Source organism: Croceicoccus sp. YJ47, from assembly GCF_016745095.1.
GTDB lineage: Bacteria > Pseudomonadota > Alphaproteobacteria > Sphingomonadales > Sphingomonadaceae > Croceicoccus.
This window is the reverse complement of the sequence record NZ_CP067087.1, coordinates 80,193-96,221: the sequence shown is the minus strand read 5'-3', so window position 1 is coordinate 96,221 and position 16,029 is coordinate 80,193. Positions and strand designations below refer to the sequence as shown.

The following is a 16,029-nucleotide window of genomic DNA, read 5'->3' as shown; positions in this document are numbered from 1 at the left end:
GTGGCGCCGCCTGTATCCCCGCCATCCTCCATTCCGCCGGGCAGCTGGCGCGTGCAGGGCCGCGTGCTGAAGGCATTGCTCCTGCGCGAAATGCTCACCCGCTATGGCCGTCACAATATCGGCTTTCTCTGGCTGTTCGTCGAACCGATGCTGTTCACGCTGGGCGTGGCGGCGCTATGGACCGCGGCGGAGGCGTATCATGGCAGCGACCTGCCCATCGTCGCCTTTGCCCTCACCGGATATTCCAGCGTGCTTTTGTGGCGCAACATGCCCGGACGCTGCATCGGTGCGTTGTGGAGCAATCTTTCGCTGCTCTATCACCGCAATATTCGCGTGCTCGACATCTATGTGGCGCGCGTGTTGCTTGAATTCGGCGGCGCGACGATCTCGTTCGCGGGGCTGTCCCTGCTGTTCATCGCCATCGGGTCGATCGATCCGCCGCGCAATATTCTGGAGGTGGTAGGCGGCTGGCTGCTGATCGCGTGGATCGGGGCGGCCGTCGCGATATTCCTCGGCGCGCTCAGCCATGAAAGCGAGCTGGTGGACAAGTTATGGCACCCGGCGTCCTATCTCATCTTTCCCCTGTCGGGCGCGGCATTTCTGGTCGATGCGCTTCCGCCCGTGGCGCGCGAATACGTGCTTTACATCCCCATGGTCCACGGGACGGAGATCGTGCGCGAAGGGTTCTTCGGCACGCGCATCACCGCCCATTACGATCTCGGCTATGTGGTGCCGTTCTGCCTTGTGCTGACGCTTCTGGCGCTGATGACCACGCGCCGGGTCGCGCGGCGGGTGGTGCCCGAATGATCCGCCTCGACGACGTGACGAAAATCTATCGCACCCGTTCGGGCGACAATGTCGTGCTCGACAAGGTCGGCTTCGAACTGCGCATGGGGGAGCGTCTCGGCATTCTGGGTCGCAATGGCGCGGGCAAATCGACGATGGTCCGCCTGATCAGCGGGGCGGAACGGCCCACGGCGGGGCGGATCGAGCGGGAGATGTCGGTATCCTGGCCGCTGGCGTTCGGCGGCGCGTTTCAGCCGACCTTGTCCGGCATCGACAATATCCGCTTCATCAGCCGCATCTATGCGCAGGATTTCGAGCGAAATCTGGCGTTCGTGGCGGATTTTTCGGAACTGGGCACCTATCTGCGGGAGCCGGTGCGCTCCTATTCGTCGGGCATGCGGGCGCGGCTGGCCTTTGCCATTTCCATGATCATCGAGTTCGACTGTTTCCTGATCGACGAGATCGGCGCGGTCGGCGATGCGCGTTTTCACGATCGCTGCAATGACGAGCTGTTTCGCAAGCGGGGCGACCGGGCAATGGTGCTGATTTCCCACGATCCCGGCTATCTGCGCGATCATTGCAACCGGTTCGCCCTTCTTCACGGCGGAGAGCTGGCGTTGTTCGACGATTTCGATGTGGCCTATGACCGGTTTCGCGACGTCATCGGCCTCAATGCGGCATCGGCGGTCGATCGCGGCGCTGCACCGGACCGCGCCGCCCTTATCGAAGTGGCGCAGCACCGCGCGCTGGCGGACGAGCAGTTCCGCATGCTGGTGCGCGACGGCGACTGGGCGCGGGATGCGGGCAGGTGGGAGGAGGCGGAGCGCCATTACGCCGCGGCCCTCGCGCTCCACCCGTTTCAGCGTTCCTATTGGGTGCAACACGCCCACATGGCCAAGGAAAGCGGGGCGTATGCGCGGGCCGAAAACTCGTATCGCACCGCATGCGCGCTCGGCGAACCTGCGGCGGATGTGGAGGCATTCCTGCGCTTCACAGTGGCACAGGGCGGCGATGATCCGGATGCCTGGCCGATCCACCCCTATGCCAAGGGGGCGGCCAGTGCGCAGGTTCCGGGCCGCGCGGATGCGGAGGCGCTGGCGTGGCTCATAAGGGGCGAAACCGAACTGTCCGACGATATGTTGCGCGACCTGTTGCGCCGCCATGGCAGCTGCGATGCGCTGGCCGCCGCGATGGTCGGTGACGGGCCGAACGCGGCACGGACGGGCGCACGCCCCGCGCCAACCGGCTTCGTTCACAAGGATGCGATCCGGGTTCTCGCCTTTGCACACTTGCCGCCTGCCACCGGCGAGCAGCGTGTCGAGCAATTGAGCGCGCCGGATGACGATGCACCGGACACCGCGATTGCCGATGCCTTTCGCGACTGGCCCATGACGCGAAAGACGTTGGACCGATGAAACATGTTCTGATCGACGGTTATAACCTTAGCCTGGAGAAGGGCACCGGGGTGGCGACCTATGCGCGCAACCTGTGCCGCGAGGCGGGGCAACTCGGCCATCGCGTATCGGTTCTTTATGGCAATGGCGCGGCACCGTCGCGCGATCCCCTGTTGCAGGAAATCGCGTTTTTTGACGAGCAGTCGCGCGCCCGGCGCAGTGCGCTGCGCGACGGGGCGGCGATCCTGTCCCCCCGCGCGACCCGTGCGATGCGCATTCCCATGAGCGGGCAGGTGTTGCGACGGCAATTCGACGCGCGGCTGCCCGCACACGATACGCTCTATAACGCGCTCGATGTCTTTCGCCGCGCGCATGGCCGTTACCATGCATGGGGGCAATTCACGCCGGTTCGCATGGGGGATACGCACGACGCGCCCGATATCGCACACTGGACCTATCCGCTGCCGGTGACGGTGCCGGGGGCGGCCAATATCTACACGCTGCACGATCTGGTGCCGTTGCGGCTGCCCTATACCACGCTTGATGACAAGCGCCGCTATCTCTCGCTCATCCGGCGGATCGCGGGCCGGGCGGACCATATCGTCACCGTGTCCGAATGTTCGCGCCGCGACATCATCGATCTTGCAGGCGTCGCGCCCGACCGCATCACCAACACCTACCAATCGGTCGAGATTCCGGCGCATTATCGCGGCAAGGCCGAAGACGCCGTCGCGCGCGAGGTCGAGGGCGCACTCGATACAGGGTTCAAGGATTATTTCCTGTTCTGGGGCTCGATCGAGCCGAAGAAGAATGTCGGCCGCATGGTCGAGGCCTATCTGGCGAGCGGGGTGACGACGCCGCTCGTCATCGTGGGCGCACGGGCGTGGCGCAGCGAAGAGGAATTGAAGCTCCTCGATACGCTGTCGGCCCGCAAGGAGCGCGGCGCAAAGGCCGCACGGCGCGGGCGCATCATTCAATTGCCCTACGCACCGTTCAGCCTGCTCGTCAGCCTGATCCGCGGGGCGAAGGCGGCATTGTTCCCCTCGCTCTACGAAGGGTTCGGCCTGCCCGTGCTGGAGGCGATGGCGCTGGGCACGCCGGTCTTGTGCTCCGACACGGCCTCGCTTCCCGAAGTGGCGGGGGGTGCCGCATGGCAGGTGGACCCCTACGACACTGCGCAAATCGCAGAGGGCATTCGCATACTCGACGCCGACGCCGATCTTCGCGCCGAACTGTCGGCGAAAGGCCCGGTGCAGGCGGAGCTGTTTTCGGCGGAACGCTACCGGGCGCGTCTTGCCTCTTTATACGAAAGGGTTTCGTGATGAACCTCCCCGCGCGCGCCGTCGCCGCCTGTCTTCCCATCGTCATCGCCGGGTGTTCCACGCTCGGCGCGTCGGGACCGTCGCCGGATGCAATTGTGGAGGCGGGGCAAGCCGGCGGCGAAGAGCGCCAGATCGTGGTCGTCCCGCTCGATGAAAACAGCGCGCGTCGCACCGCCGCCGTCGTTGAGGCGCAGCGATTTTCCGACGTGTTCGGCAACCCGCAGCCTGGCGATACGACGATCGGGGTCGGCGACGTTCTCGATATCGCCATATGGGAGGCGCCGCCCGCCACCTTGTTCGGCGTGACCGCGCCCGGCACGCCGATCGGCAATTCATCCGGCCAGAATGTCGGCATCCCGCAACAGGTCGTGGGCGAGGATGGGGCGATTGCCGTCCCCTTCGTCGGGACGGTCGCGGTGCGCGGGCAAACGCCTAGCGCGGTCGCCGCGGCGATTGAACGGCGCCTGCGGGGCAAGGCGCACGCGCCCCAGGCCGTGGTCAGGATCGTTCAGAACGAAAGCCGCGCGGTGACAGTCATCGGCGAGGTCGGCGCGACCCGGCGGCTGCCCCTGACCGCGCGGGGGGAAACATTGCTCGACGCGATCGCCGCGGCGGGCGGAACCCGGCAGCCGGTGGGCAAGATCACGATGCAAATGACGCGCGGCGGACGTACCGCGTCCATGCCGCTCGACACGATCGTTCGCGATCCGGCGCAGAACGTCACGCTGCAGCCGGGCGATGTGCTGACCGCGATCTTTCAACCCTACAGCTTCATCGCGCTGGGCGCGGTCGGGCAGAATGCGGAAATACCGTTCGAGGGCGTCGGCATCTCGCTCGCACAGGCACTCGGCCGGATCGGCGGGCTCAGGGACGAGCGCGCCAATATCCGGGGCGTGTTCCTCTTTCGCATGGAGCAGGCCGGGGCGCTTCCCATCTCGATCGCCGCGACAGCCCGACAGACCGCAGAGGGGCGCGTTCCCACGGTCTACCGGCTGAACATGGGCGAGGGTTCGGCCCTCTTTACCGCACAGGATTTCGGCGTGCGCGACGGCGATGTCATCTATGTCTCCAATGCGCCAGCGGTCGATCTGCAGAAATTCCTGAATATCGTGTCGAGCGCGGCATTCTCCGTCACCGGTATCGGCAGTGCGGTGCCCTGAGGGGGTGAAAAGGGTGCCGGAAATCTGTATCGATTGCCGCTATATCGGCCCGCGACCGAGCGGGATTGCCGAGGTCGTGCGCGGTTTGATCGACCATTTGCCCGCGCTCGCCCCCGATCTTCGGTTTCTGCTGTTGAAAAACGCGGATTTTCACGGACGATTGAGCGCGGCGCCGAACACGCGGGAGCAGGTGGTGCAGCGCCCCGCCAACGGGACGGCAACGATGTGGTGGCTACCCCATGTCGCGGACCTGCGCGGGGTCGATCTTTTCCATGCGACGTTCAACATCATGCCCGCCGGCCTGCCCATGCCCAGCGTCGTCACGATTCACGACATCATGCGCCTGACCCATCCGGCATGGTGCCGGACGGGGCCGGCCGGCATGGTCGAGCGTGCCTTTTACGGCCATGGCCTGCGCCGCGCGATCCGCCATGCCGCCGGCATTGCCGCGATCAGTGCGGCAACCGCGCATGAGATCGCCGCGTGGCATCCTTCTGCGGCGGCGCGAACGGCGGTCACGTTGTCGGGTGTCGCGGACCGTTTCCGACCGCTGTCCCACGGGGCGGCCCATGCCACGCTCGCCGCACGGGGCTTTGCGGGGCGGGGGCCATTCGTCCTGACCGTGGGACAGGATGCGCCGTATAAAAATCACGACGGGGCACTGCGCGCCTTTGCCGAAGCATTTCCGGACGATACCGGCATCGAACACATCATGGTTCAGCGTCAGGGTCCGGGCCGGAACCGGCTCCGGGATCTCGCCGCCGCACTGGGCGTGGGGGAACGGGTGCGATTCCTCGGTACGGTGGACGATGACGCGTTGGTCGCGCTCTACAATGCGGCCAGCGTGCTGCTGCACCCCTCCTTTGCCGAGGGTTTCGGCAATCCGGTTGCCGAAGCGATGGCCTGTGGCTGTCCGGTCGTGACCAGCGACGGATCCGCCATGCCGGAGGTCGCAGGCGGTGCGGCGCTGCTGGCCGATCCGCACGATACCGGTGCCATTGCGCGCCGCCTTCGTCAGGTGATCGGCTCGCCATCGCTGGCGGCGCGGATGCGGGATGCGGGGCTGGCGCGCACCCGCGGCATGCGATGGCGCGATTTCGCCGCCGCGAACCTCGCCCTTTATCGCCAGATACTGGCGCGCGCGGGAAATTCGCAAGGCTGATCAAGGGCGGGGGCGGTCTGCTCCGTCTAAGGCCATAGAGGGAACTCCGGACAACCGCGCATGGCTGACATCATTCTCACCTTTTCCGGCACGACGACGGCACAATATCGTGTGGCGGGCCTGCCTGCGGTGGCGCGTGCGCTTCATGCGGTCGCGCGGATTGAGGGGTTTAACGGCACGTGTCGCTGCATCGCCTTGGCCGATCCGGACTGGACGCCGGACGAACGGACACGTGCCGAATGCGCGCGTCTGGCGCCGCATGTCGCGGTGACGTTCGACGGGTCTGCCGCCGCCGCGGTGGGCGGCGATGTCATTGATGGTGAAACGCTGGTCATGGCGTTGGCGGAAGGGGTGGCGGACCGCGCTGCATTCGCACAGGCGCGATCGCATGCGGCGCGAGGGCAGGCAGCAACCCTTCGCGATTTGCGGCGGGCGGGGCGGCGCATCGTCGCCGCCACGGGTAAGGCGGGAGACGGCATCGTTTCGCGCTATCTCAACCGCCCGATGTCGCAGGCGATCACCAATTTCCTGCTCCGCATGCCGGGATTGTCGCCGAACCACGCGACCCTGGGCACGGCGTTTCTCGCGCTTTGCATGTTTGCGGCGCTGGTCGGCGGCGGCGAAGCGGGTGCGATCGCCGGTGCCGTGTTGTTTCAGGCGGCATCGGTCTTCGACGGTGTCGATGGGGAGATGGCACGTGCCACCTTCCGCACCTCCAGACAGGGCGCCACTCTGGACAGCATGGTCGATGCCATGACCAATCTTGCGTTCCTGATCGGGCTGATCGTCGCGGCGCGCGGGGCGGGCGATGTGGAGGGGGCGGTCGCGGGCGGCATGACGCTCATCGCGCTCGCCCTCGGGCTCGCCCTGATGGGTGGGCGTGCGCGCGCCAATGGGGAGCCGATCCATTTCGACGTCGTGAAAAAGGCGCTGCGCCATGACGGCAAGTCTTCCTTGGTGGTCGAGGCGGCGATCCGGCTGACCATGCGGGATTTTCTTGCGCTGGCCGGCGCGGTCATGGTGCTGGCAGGCTTCATGCACGCGCTGTTGATCGGCGCGGCGGTGGTTGCGCTCGTCTGGCTGGTGGTAACTCTCGCCGTGTTGGTGGCGGGTGTTCGGGGGGCAAGGCCGCGCCCATCGCGGTCCGCGGCCTGACGATGAACGCCGCGCTGCCTATGCCGACCCCGTGCGACGTTCGCGACCCCCGGATCGAAGCGCCGTCCAATCGCTGGCTCATCCATCCTCTGGGTCGGATGCTGTTGCCGCTCGCGTTACGGGCCGGCCTTTCCGCGAATTGCGTTTCGATCTTCGGGCTGTTACTCGGGGCAGCGGCAGCGCTGGCCTATGGGATGGGGCGGTCGTCCGCCGCCTTGCTTGCGGGATTGGCGCTTTCAATAGGCTGGCTGATCATGGACGGGCTGGACGGCATGGTGGCGCGCGCGCGCGGAACGCAGAGCGCGGCGGGGCGGCTTCTCGACGGGCTGTGCGATCATGGCGTGTTCGTGATGATCTATGTCGCGCTGGCGCTGCGCCTTGGCACGGGGGAGGGGTGGATGCTGGCGATCGCGGCCGGTGCCGCCCACGCGATTCAGTCGAACCTTTACGAAGGGGAGCGCGCCCGTTTTCACAGGCGGGCGGCGGGGCGACTTGATCCGCCATCGCCCGCATCCGGTGAAAGCCGCATCCTGCGCCTTTACGACCGGCTTTCCACCGCTCCGGATCGCGGGCCTCGTCCGTTCGAAAACCGCCTCGCCGCCGCGACGGACCGGGCGGCCATGATCGCGCTTTATACCGAGGCGGCCACCGGGCCGATGCGGCTGATGTGGTCTCAAACCGCGAATGTGCGCGTATTTGCGATCTTCGTTGCGGCCTCGCTCGGCGATCCGCGGCTCTTCTGGTGGTTCGAGATCGTCCCCCTTTCCCTCGCCGCGGCGGCCGCAATGATCTGGCACCGCGGGATAGAGCGCGCCCTCACGAAATAGGAGGCGACCGGAACAATACCGCCGAACCGCCCCCCAATGAAAACACCCAAGGACAGGAAGAAAAATGAATAAAATTCGCGTCGCCATCGTCGGTATCGGAAATTGCGCGAGCAGCCTTGTCCAGGGGCTTGAACATTACCGTCGCGGGGCCGGGGATGCGGTCGGGCTGATGCATGCCGAGCTCGGCGGTTACCGACCCGAGGACATCGCCATCGTCGCGGCATGGGACATCGACCGCCGCAAGATCGGACGCGATGTTGCCGAAGCGATCGGTGCCAAACCGAACTGCACCGCCGTGTTCTGCGACAACGTACCGCCGACCGGCGCGGTCGTGCGCATGGGCGCGGTGCTCGACGGGGTGGCGGAGCATATGGCGGACAGGGGCGAGGACCGCAGCTTCGTCATCGCCGACGCCGACCAGCCGGATGCGGACGAAGTCGTGGCCGAATTGAAGGCATCCGGCGCAGAGGTGATGATGAACTACCTGCCGGTAGGGAGCCAGAAAGCGACCGAGTTCTACGCCGAATGCGCCCTGCGCGCGGGCGTCGCCTTCGTGAATGCGATTCCGGTGTTCATCGCCTCCGATCCCGAATGGGCGGCCCGTTTCGAAGCGGCGGGGGTGCCGATCATCGGCGACGATATCAAGGCGCAGCTGGGCGCGACCATCGTGCACCGCGTCCTGACCGACCTGTTCGCCAAGCGGGGGGTCACGCTCGACCGAACGTATCAGCTCAATACCGGCGGCAATACCGATTTCCTCAACATGTCCAATCACGGGCGCCTGGCGGACAAGCGGCGTTCCAAGACAGAGGCGGTGCAATCGGTCGCGGCCCGCCCGCTTGCGCACGACGATGTCCATATCGGGCCGTCCGACTACGTGCCGTGGCTGAACGACAACAAGGTGTGTTTCGTGCGGATGGAGGGGCAATTGTTCGGCGGCGTCCCGATGAACCTGGAACTGCGTCTTTCGGTGGAGGATCTGCCCAATAGCGCGGGTGTGGCCATCGACATGATCCGTTGCGCCCGGATCGCGCGGGACCGCGGGCTGAAGGGGGTGATCGATCCGGCTTCGGCCTATTTCTGCAAGCGCCCGCGGACGCAGACGACGGACGATCTCGCGCATGCCGCGCTCGAACGCTTTATCGTCGATGCATGACGGCGCGGCGGCCGCGATGATCCGGACAGGCATCCTGCTCGCGGCCGGCTTCGGAAGCCGTTTGCGCGCCGCCGCCCCGTGCAAGCCGCTGTGCCGAGTCGGGGGCAAGGCGCTGATCGATCATGCGCTCGACGGGATGGAGCAGGCGGGGATCGTGCGGGTGATCGTGGTGGTTGGCCACGAAGCCGATGCCATCCGGCGGCATCTTTCCGGGCGCCATCGCGGCCCGTGGGTGGAGGTGGTGCCGACGCCCGATCCCGCCTTGCCCAATGGCATGTCGGTGCTGGCGGCGGAGGAGGCGCTGGGGGGGCAGGATGGTGTGCTGGCCATGTGCGATCACCTCGTCGTGCCCGAATTATACGCGCGCATGGCGCGGCACGGTGCCGGAGGCGGCGCATGCCTTGCGGTCGATCGGCGGCTCGACCATCCCTGGATCGACAAGGATGATGTCACATGCGTGCGAACACATGGGGGCATCATCACCGATATTGGCAAGGGCCTGACCGATCCCGACTGCTACGACATGGGGGTGTTCGCCATTGCGAAGGGCCTCTTCGACGCGTTGCGGACGCAGGGCGCCCCTTCGCTGAGCGATGGCATGCGTGCCCTTTACCGGCAGGGGCTGGCATCCACCCTCGATTGCAGCGATCTCGACTGGATCGATGTCGACGATCCGATAGCACTGCGCAACGCAGAAACATGGCTGAATAGCACCTGATGATTTCGGGTCAGGCGAGTGACGCAGCCGGACATTGTGCGAAAGTAGCCGGTCCATAGAGGGGCGGTCTTAGGATGGCTCGCGTCGGCACTGTGGGACGGATTGTGCCTCGGGCAAAATGTGTGGCGCAGAGGAGGGGGGACGAATGCGCCGGGTGAAGAAACCTGCAAACCTATCCGCTTTTTCCATTGTTCGCCGTAAGTCATTCTTTTCGTGGCGTTTTACTTCGCTGCTGCATCGACGGCCTGCTGCCCGAACGCGGCCTCGAAATTTTTTCACGAAACGGGTGCGGCTTTGAGGTCTGATGTTCGCGGCAGATATTCGCCGTCAACGGTTGAATTGAATACGCGGTTTTCGCCAATGGCCATGGCAGCTCGACGAGATTTACGTCCGCATCAACGGCGAGATGATGTATTTGCGGCGCGCCGTCGGTCACGACGGTGAGGCGCTCGAACGCTACGTCATCAGAACAAGGGACAACGCCGCCGCTCGAGCGTCATGGATCGCCGGAGGACACAACGACTGGCGGACTGCGCTCCTGCAATGCTGCGATGTCCGAACGCGGACATTCGCGAGCGCAAGGGACGGGTCGGTGGGCGAACAAGAGGGCTGAGACTTTGCATCGGGCATTCCGACGGCCAGAGAAAGCGATGCTGCGCTTCCGACAGATGAAGGCGGCGCGCGGGCGATCAAGGCGGTGCGAACGGTGCTACCGGACGCGACGCTGCCCCTTCCCCTCGGCGGGATCGACGTGCAGTTGACGGGCCGATGGCACGAGGTCGGCGCCGCCGGATTCAGGAGCGGCTCCTCGCTTTACAAACCCTGCCGGGGTGCGGAGGACATTGGGGAAAGAGTCCGCGCCCTGATCGAGGTATGGGTCAAGCGGCGTGACGCTCAATCGCAATAAAACCGCCAGATCATGCGATGGCGATAGGTTTCGCCCGGTTCGAGAAGACCCGAACCGAAAGCGGGGCGGTTCGGCGTATCGGGAAAAAGCTGCGGTTCGAGAGCGATGCCATCATGGGGGCGATAGACACGCCCGCACTTGCCCGGTGCGTTGCCTGAAAGAAAATTGCCGCCGTAGAATTGCAGGCCCGGCTGATCCGACCACAGATCGACGGCGCGGCCCGAATGCGCATCGCGCAGCGTCGCCACCTTCCGCGGTTCCTCCGCCTTGCCGTCACCCAGGATCCAGCAATGATCATAGCCACCGGCAAGCCGCAATTGCGGATCGTCGGCATCCGCACGCGACAACGGCGCGAGCGGTGTCCGAAAATCGAAAGGTGTTTCCCGGACCGCGCGAAATTCCCCGGTCGGAATGAGGCCGGCCCGGGTGGGGAGAAATCGATCCGCATGGATGGTCAATTCCTGCTCCCGCGCGTCGCGCGCCGACCCTTCACCGGCCAGGTTCCAATAACCGTGATGCGTGAGGTTCATTATGGTGGTCCGGTCGCTCACCGCTTCGTAGGTGATGCCCAGACGCCCGTCGGGATCGAGCGTGAACATCGCCTTGGCCCGCACCTCGCCCGGAAAGCCTTCCTCGCCCTCCGGGCTGAGCAGCGAGAGTATGGCACAGGGCGATGGCCCCCCCGACACGTGCTCAATGCTCCAGAGCCGGGAATCGAACCCCTGCGTTCCACCATGCAACGAGTTTGGTCCGTCGTTCGTGGCAAGGACGAAAGGCTGGCCGGCAAGGGTGAAGGTCGCATCCGCAATGCGATTTGCCCACCGCCCGACCGTCGCGCCGAGATAGGCCGGGTCCGAAAGATAGCCATCGATACCCGGATAGCCAAGCACCACGTCCGCCGGTTCACCATTCCTGTCGGGCATCACGAAACTCTGGACCCGCGCGCCATATGTAATCACCCGCGCAGTCAACCCTCCGCCGTTTCGAAGGGTTATGACATGAACCGGGCGTCCGTCGGGGAGGTGATCGAAAATCCCGATCTCGACATTGTCGTTTTCGGCGGTGGTTTTCATGAGCGCGGCTTTCGAAATAATCGGAGTATTGATCGCGTGCGATATGGTGTTCTCGTCGCGATTGAAAGGGGCACGAGAGCGTTCGCGAAGATCCTGTCGGAGCAAATGCACTTGATCGAAAACTGCGTGGGCGCGGGGAGGGGGTGTCCATACCCGGACGGCGAAAACGAGCCAGCCCGTTCCGTCATTTCAACTCCTCGCCCCAGATCATCCGCCTGGCGATGATGATGTATGTCCATATTCCGCTCCGCCTTCGGAAATGTCGAGGATCTGCTGGCCGAGTGCGGGATCGGCATCTGCCGCGAGACGGCGCGGCACTGCTGGAAGCAGTTTGGACCACTGCTTCGCGCACGTGTCTCATTTGTTCGTCATTGAGATTGGCGGCCAGTCCCGCGCGATGGAGCAAGGGCCGTCATTGCGGAACACATGAGGCCCGCGCAGACATTTGGCATGATCACGGCCTGCGCCTTCAAGCGCCATATCGAACGTGTCGGTAACCCTAATTGCCCGGGTGAAAGCATAAGGGCTCTTGGCAAAGTCGAATAACTTCGTGTTTACGGCTTCCTGTCAAAGCTTTGCCATGGATAGGATGGCTTCAGGCAGAGGGACGAAGGCGCTACCGGCTTTGGCAAGGCGTTTGATCGCGCGCAGCGAAGCACATGCCGCGCTTGCAGTTATCGCGGTCGGTCTTTCTCTCCTGTCTGGCGCACAAGCTCTTACGATGATCTCGATCGGTGTCCTCGGTCTGATCGTCGGACGGTGGCAACGGCGAAATCCGGAATCACGGCATATCCGCAACCCGCTCGCGGCCGACCGGAACTCGGACGATACTGCCCATTCGAAAAGTGGCAGCGATGCGTCGGTTTCAGACCGCGACGAACAGCTTGCGAAGCTTCAGTCGATCGCCGCTCGAGATCCGCTGACCGGGCTCAACAATCGCGCTGGGCTGGAAGCCTTTATCGAGCATCGCCTGCGCGAAGGCGGATCTGGTTCTTCGCATTGCCTGCTGTTCATCGACATGGACGGTTTTAAACAGGTGAACGATGCGATGGGCCATAGCCAGGGCGACAAGCTTCTGATTTTATTGGCGGAACGCCTGAAGATGGTGGTACGCCACGACTTCTCCGGCCACCTGGAAGCCCATGCGTCGAATGTCGCACTCGCCCGGTTCGGAGGCGACGAATTCGTCATCTTCGTCGCGCAAACCGGCTCGGCTGGCGTGGCGCAGAAAATAGCAAATCGCATTCTTCATATTCTGTCCGATCCTTTTCAGATCGGAACGAAATCGGTGCGGATCGGCGCGAGCATCGGCGTCGCGTTTGCGCCCGAACACGGTACCGATTACCTCGATTTGATCCGCAAGGCCGATGTGGCCATGTATCAGGCCAAGGCTCTTGGAAAAAACCGGTGCGAATTCTACCGGGAATCGCTCCTCGATGCAGCGCGCAAGGCGGAGCAGGAAGAAAACGAGGTTCGCGACGCCATCGCACGTGGCGAGCTTGAGCTTTATTTTCAGCCGCTTATCGATGCGCGAACATTGGATATCTGCTCCGCAGAAGCCTTGCTGCGGTGGAACCATCCCACGCGGGGGGTGCTGGCGCCAGCTGATTTCTTTCCGGCCATTCAGCGATCCAACCTGTCAGCGGCCATCGACGAATGGGTCATCAACGACGCAGTTTCGAAGGTCGCGGAGCTTGAACGGGATGGCATGCCGTTGATGATTGCTGTCAACGTGTCCCCCCACAGGCTTGAGAAGATTGAGTTTCCCTCGCTCGTTCGATCGTTGATCGGGCGGTGGGGATGTTCGCCCGACCTGCTCCAGATCGAGGCGACCGAGGACGCAGCCGTATCCAATCCCCAGGCCAGCCTCAGGAACCTCAACAAGCTTGCAGAGCTCGGCGTGACCGTTGCCATCGACGATTTCGGGACCGGCTATTCCAACCTTGCCAATCTCCTCATGCTGCCGGTTTCCCGCCTTAAAATCGATCGATCGCTGTTGAAGGATATCGAATACAGCACCGAAGCGCATGTGCTGGTTCAAACCATCATCAGCCTCGCCAACAGTCTCGGATTCCACTCGGTGGCAGAAGGGGTCGAGAACAAGAACCAGATGCAGATTCTTCAATCGATGGGCTGCGATGTCCTTCAGGGCTTTTTGTTTTCACGTCCGGTCACGTTCGAAAAACTCAAGCGACTGTCCGCCAGTTACCAGCGGCGTCCACGTAGGGCCGGATTGACAGAAGAACAATCCAAAGCCGCCAGAAGGCATGAAGCCGCCTAATCGGTCAGCAGGATCATCATGAAAAAATTCGCTACCATCTTGCTCGCATCGAGCTGTCTGGCTGGGGTGTCCATGCTTACTCATGCGCAGGTTGACCCGTTACTTGAGGCGACATCGGGTGATGACCTGCTGAGCACCGATCTGGAAGATCTGCTGGTGCTTGAATCGACCTCGGTCGCCAAGAAGCGGCAGAATGTCGACGATTCTGCCGCCGCGGTATACGTGATTACGCAGGAGGAAATCCGCAATTCCGCCAGTTCCAACATTACCGATCTCCTTCGCGTGGTTCCTGGCGTCGAAGTCGGCCAGATAACCAATGGCGTGACCGCCGTTACCATCCGCGGGTTCAATGGCCGGAACTCGGGATCCATGCTTGTCATGGTCGATGGCCGGTCGGTCTATGTGTCGACACTGTCGGGCGTTTTCTGGGATCAGCTCAACATCCCGCTGCACGATATCGAACGGATCGAGGTCGTCCGCGGGCCCGGGTCCACCTTATGGGGTGCGAACGCGGTCAATGGCGTCATCAACATCATCACCAAGAACAGCGCGGATACGCTGGGTATTCGGACAAGCGCCCGTGCAGGTTTGCGCGAACAACTCGTGGAATTGTCTTCCGGCAGCGAAATCGGGGCGGATTCGACGATCCGCATCAACGGCGTATATCGCCGCGATCAGGGCTTGCAGTCACTCAGCGGCGATGACCTCGGCACAGCCGCGAATGAAGGCGCGGTGGGTGCGCGCTTCGACTGGCAGCCAACCGCCCGCGATGCAATGACGCTTCAGGCCGATTACAAGATCGGCGCCCGCGATACGACCACTTTCAACATAGATCCGGCCCAGATCGATCCCACCCCGATCCCGGTGCTGACCGCGGTCGATTACAACGAATTCAGCGTTCTGGGGCGCTGGCGGCGCGAGCATAGCGAACAGCTCGATTACTCGTTTCAGGCCTATTATACCACCGTAAGCCGCGAGGAACTGGGCTATTTCGATTTTGAGTGGTCGATTGCGGATCTGGATTTTGGCGCCAATTGGCGGTTAAACGAAACGCATGACGTCAATTTCGGCCTGAGCCTGCGGGCGATGTCGGATCGCTTCGTGCTGATCGATCCGCGGGTCGATTTCCTCGACCGGGAAGGAACCGATTACTGGATCAGCGGATACGTCCAGGACGATATCACCCTCATCGCCGAGACACTGCGCCTGACGATCGGGGCCAAGCTTGAATATAACGATTTTACCGGGGTGGAATTTCAGCCCGGTGTCAGGATGTTCTATCGGCCGAACCAGGATCTCGCGATCTGGGGCGCGGTATCACGCGCGGTCCGCACGCCATCGCGGTTCGAACGTTACGCGGATTTTCAACTTGCCGCCCTGCCGCCCAATACAGGGAGAAATCCGTCACCGCTCCCCATTTTTACGAGCTTTCTTGGCAAGCCCGATGCCGAGGCTGAAAACCTTTTGGCATACGAGGCGGGTTTTCGGGCAAATATTGCACCCCAATGGAGCATCGACGTCGCAGGCTACTATAATTTCTACGATAGCCTGGCGGAACCGACCGTCATCGCGGTCGAGCCCAATTTCATTCCCAACGTTCCGTTCCCGCTCAGTCTCACGACCACGGCGCAGTTCCAGTTTCGCGGCAAGGCCGAGACCTGGGGGCTGGAAGCATTGATCAAAGGGCAGGTGGCACCGTGGTGGCATAGCCAGCTGGGCTATTCCTATTTCAAGGGCCGAACCGGAACCGACAGGCTGAGTGGCGAGCGTTTCAACGGGTTCCTGCCGCTGGACGGGTCCCCCGAACATCAGGCTACGCTCAGCAATAATTTCCAGTTGAGCACATCCCTCGCGCTCAACACGCAGCTTCGCTTCGTGGACGAACTGATCGGCGGGCAAGTGCCGTCCTATTTCGATGGCGACGTCCGCCTCAGATACGAAGCACCCAACGGGCTCGAACTGTCTCTCGTGGGCGAAAACCTGCTTGAACCGCGCCGATTTGAATTCCTGTTCGATACCTATCCCGCGCCGCGCTCCACTGTCCCTCGTAACGTAGCGCTTGAGCTACGGTACCGGTTCTGAGGGGGT

Annotated in this window: 14 protein-coding genes and 1 pseudogene; 13 read left to right on the top strand and 2 right to left on the bottom strand. The window is 63.4% G+C overall.

What is annotated here, in order from left to right:
- The 9 genes from JD971_RS00390 (at position 1) to JD971_RS00350 (ending at position 9,680) form a co-directional block, all read left to right on the top strand.
- Positions 1–807, top strand: coding sequence for an ABC transporter permease (locus JD971_RS00390; RefSeq protein WP_236672175.1), 807 nt, complete (start codon positions 1–3; stop codon positions 805–807).
- On the top strand, positions 804–2,201 hold the full coding sequence (locus tag JD971_RS16950) for an ATP-binding cassette domain-containing protein (protein WP_202085145.1): 1,398 nt from the start codon (positions 804–806) through the stop codon (positions 2,199–2,201). Before JD971_RS00390 ends, JD971_RS16950 begins: the two co-directional genes overlap by 4 nt.
- Positions 2,198–3,502, top strand: coding sequence for a glycosyltransferase family 1 protein (locus JD971_RS00380; protein WP_202085143.1), 1,305 nt, complete (start codon positions 2,198–2,200; stop codon positions 3,500–3,502). Before JD971_RS16950 ends, JD971_RS00380 begins: the two co-directional genes overlap by 4 nt.
- Positions 3,502–4,662, top strand: a complete 1,161-nt coding sequence (locus JD971_RS00375) for a polysaccharide biosynthesis/export family protein (protein ID WP_202085141.1) — start codon at positions 3,502–3,504, stop codon at positions 4,660–4,662. The genes JD971_RS00380 and JD971_RS00375 overlap by 1 nt, the downstream gene beginning before the upstream one ends.
- Before the next feature lie 4 nt (positions 4,663–4,666).
- A complete protein-coding gene (locus JD971_RS00370; RefSeq protein ID WP_202085139.1) occupies positions 4,667–5,824 on the top strand; it encodes a glycosyltransferase family 1 protein in 1,158 nt (385 codons plus the stop codon).
- A gap of 60 nt (positions 5,825–5,884) precedes the next feature.
- Positions 5,885–6,979, top strand: coding sequence for a CDP-alcohol phosphatidyltransferase family protein (locus JD971_RS00365; RefSeq protein ID WP_202085137.1), 1,095 nt, complete (start codon positions 5,885–5,887; stop codon positions 6,977–6,979).
- Positions 6,980–6,981: 2 nt separating this feature from the next.
- Positions 6,982–7,806, top strand: a complete 825-nt coding sequence (locus JD971_RS00360) for a CDP-alcohol phosphatidyltransferase family protein (RefSeq protein ID WP_202085135.1) — start codon at positions 6,982–6,984, stop codon at positions 7,804–7,806.
- Between the two features lie 64 nt (positions 7,807–7,870).
- Positions 7,871–8,962, top strand: coding sequence for an inositol-3-phosphate synthase (locus JD971_RS00355; protein WP_202085133.1), 1,092 nt, complete (start codon positions 7,871–7,873; stop codon positions 8,960–8,962).
- Positions 8,928–9,680 carry an NTP transferase domain-containing protein gene (locus JD971_RS00350; RefSeq protein ID WP_236672174.1) on the top strand — a complete coding sequence of 251 codons (753 nt, stop codon included), beginning with the start codon at positions 8,928–8,930 and terminating at the stop codon, positions 9,678–9,680. Before JD971_RS00355 ends, JD971_RS00350 begins: the two co-directional genes overlap by 35 nt.
- A 202-nt stretch (positions 9,681–9,882) precedes the next feature.
- On the opposite strand, the gene JD971_RS00345 is transcribed toward JD971_RS00350, so the two are convergent.
- Positions 9,883–10,116, bottom strand: coding sequence for a hypothetical protein (locus JD971_RS00345; protein ID WP_202085129.1), 234 nt, complete (start codon positions 10,114–10,116; stop codon positions 9,883–9,885).
- Between JD971_RS00345 and JD971_RS16945 the strand changes: the two genes are divergently transcribed.
- The gene (locus JD971_RS16945) at positions 10,087–10,293 is read left to right on the top strand and encodes a hypothetical protein (RefSeq protein WP_371809681.1); all 207 of its coding nucleotides are present in this window, start codon (positions 10,087–10,089) and stop codon (positions 10,291–10,293) included. The genes JD971_RS00345 and JD971_RS16945 overlap by 30 nt on opposite strands.
- Before the next feature lie 281 nt (positions 10,294–10,574).
- Here JD971_RS16945 and JD971_RS00335 read toward each other — a convergent pair whose 3' ends face one another.
- A complete protein-coding gene (locus JD971_RS00335) occupies positions 10,575–11,660 on the bottom strand; it encodes an aldose epimerase family protein (protein ID WP_202085127.1) in 1,086 nt (361 codons plus the stop codon).
- 589 nt (positions 11,661–12,249) lie between these two features.
- Here JD971_RS00335 and JD971_RS00330 point away from each other — a divergent pair.
- From JD971_RS00330 to JD971_RS00325, 3 genes and pseudogenes are all read left to right on the top strand, one after another.
- Positions 12,250–13,941, top strand: a complete 1,692-nt coding sequence (locus JD971_RS00330) for a bifunctional diguanylate cyclase/phosphodiesterase (RefSeq protein WP_202085125.1) — start codon at positions 12,250–12,252, stop codon at positions 13,939–13,941.
- A gap of 144 nt (positions 13,942–14,085) precedes the next feature.
- Positions 14,086–14,454 (top strand): annotated as a pseudogene (locus tag JD971_RS16940) (TonB-dependent receptor plug domain-containing protein); the annotation flags it as partial.
- A 90-nt stretch (positions 14,455–14,544) separates the two neighbouring features.
- Positions 14,545–16,023, top strand: coding sequence for a TonB-dependent receptor plug domain-containing protein (locus JD971_RS00325; protein ID WP_371809760.1), 1,479 nt, complete (start codon positions 14,545–14,547; stop codon positions 16,021–16,023).
- Positions 16,024–16,029 lie beyond the last annotated feature (6 nt).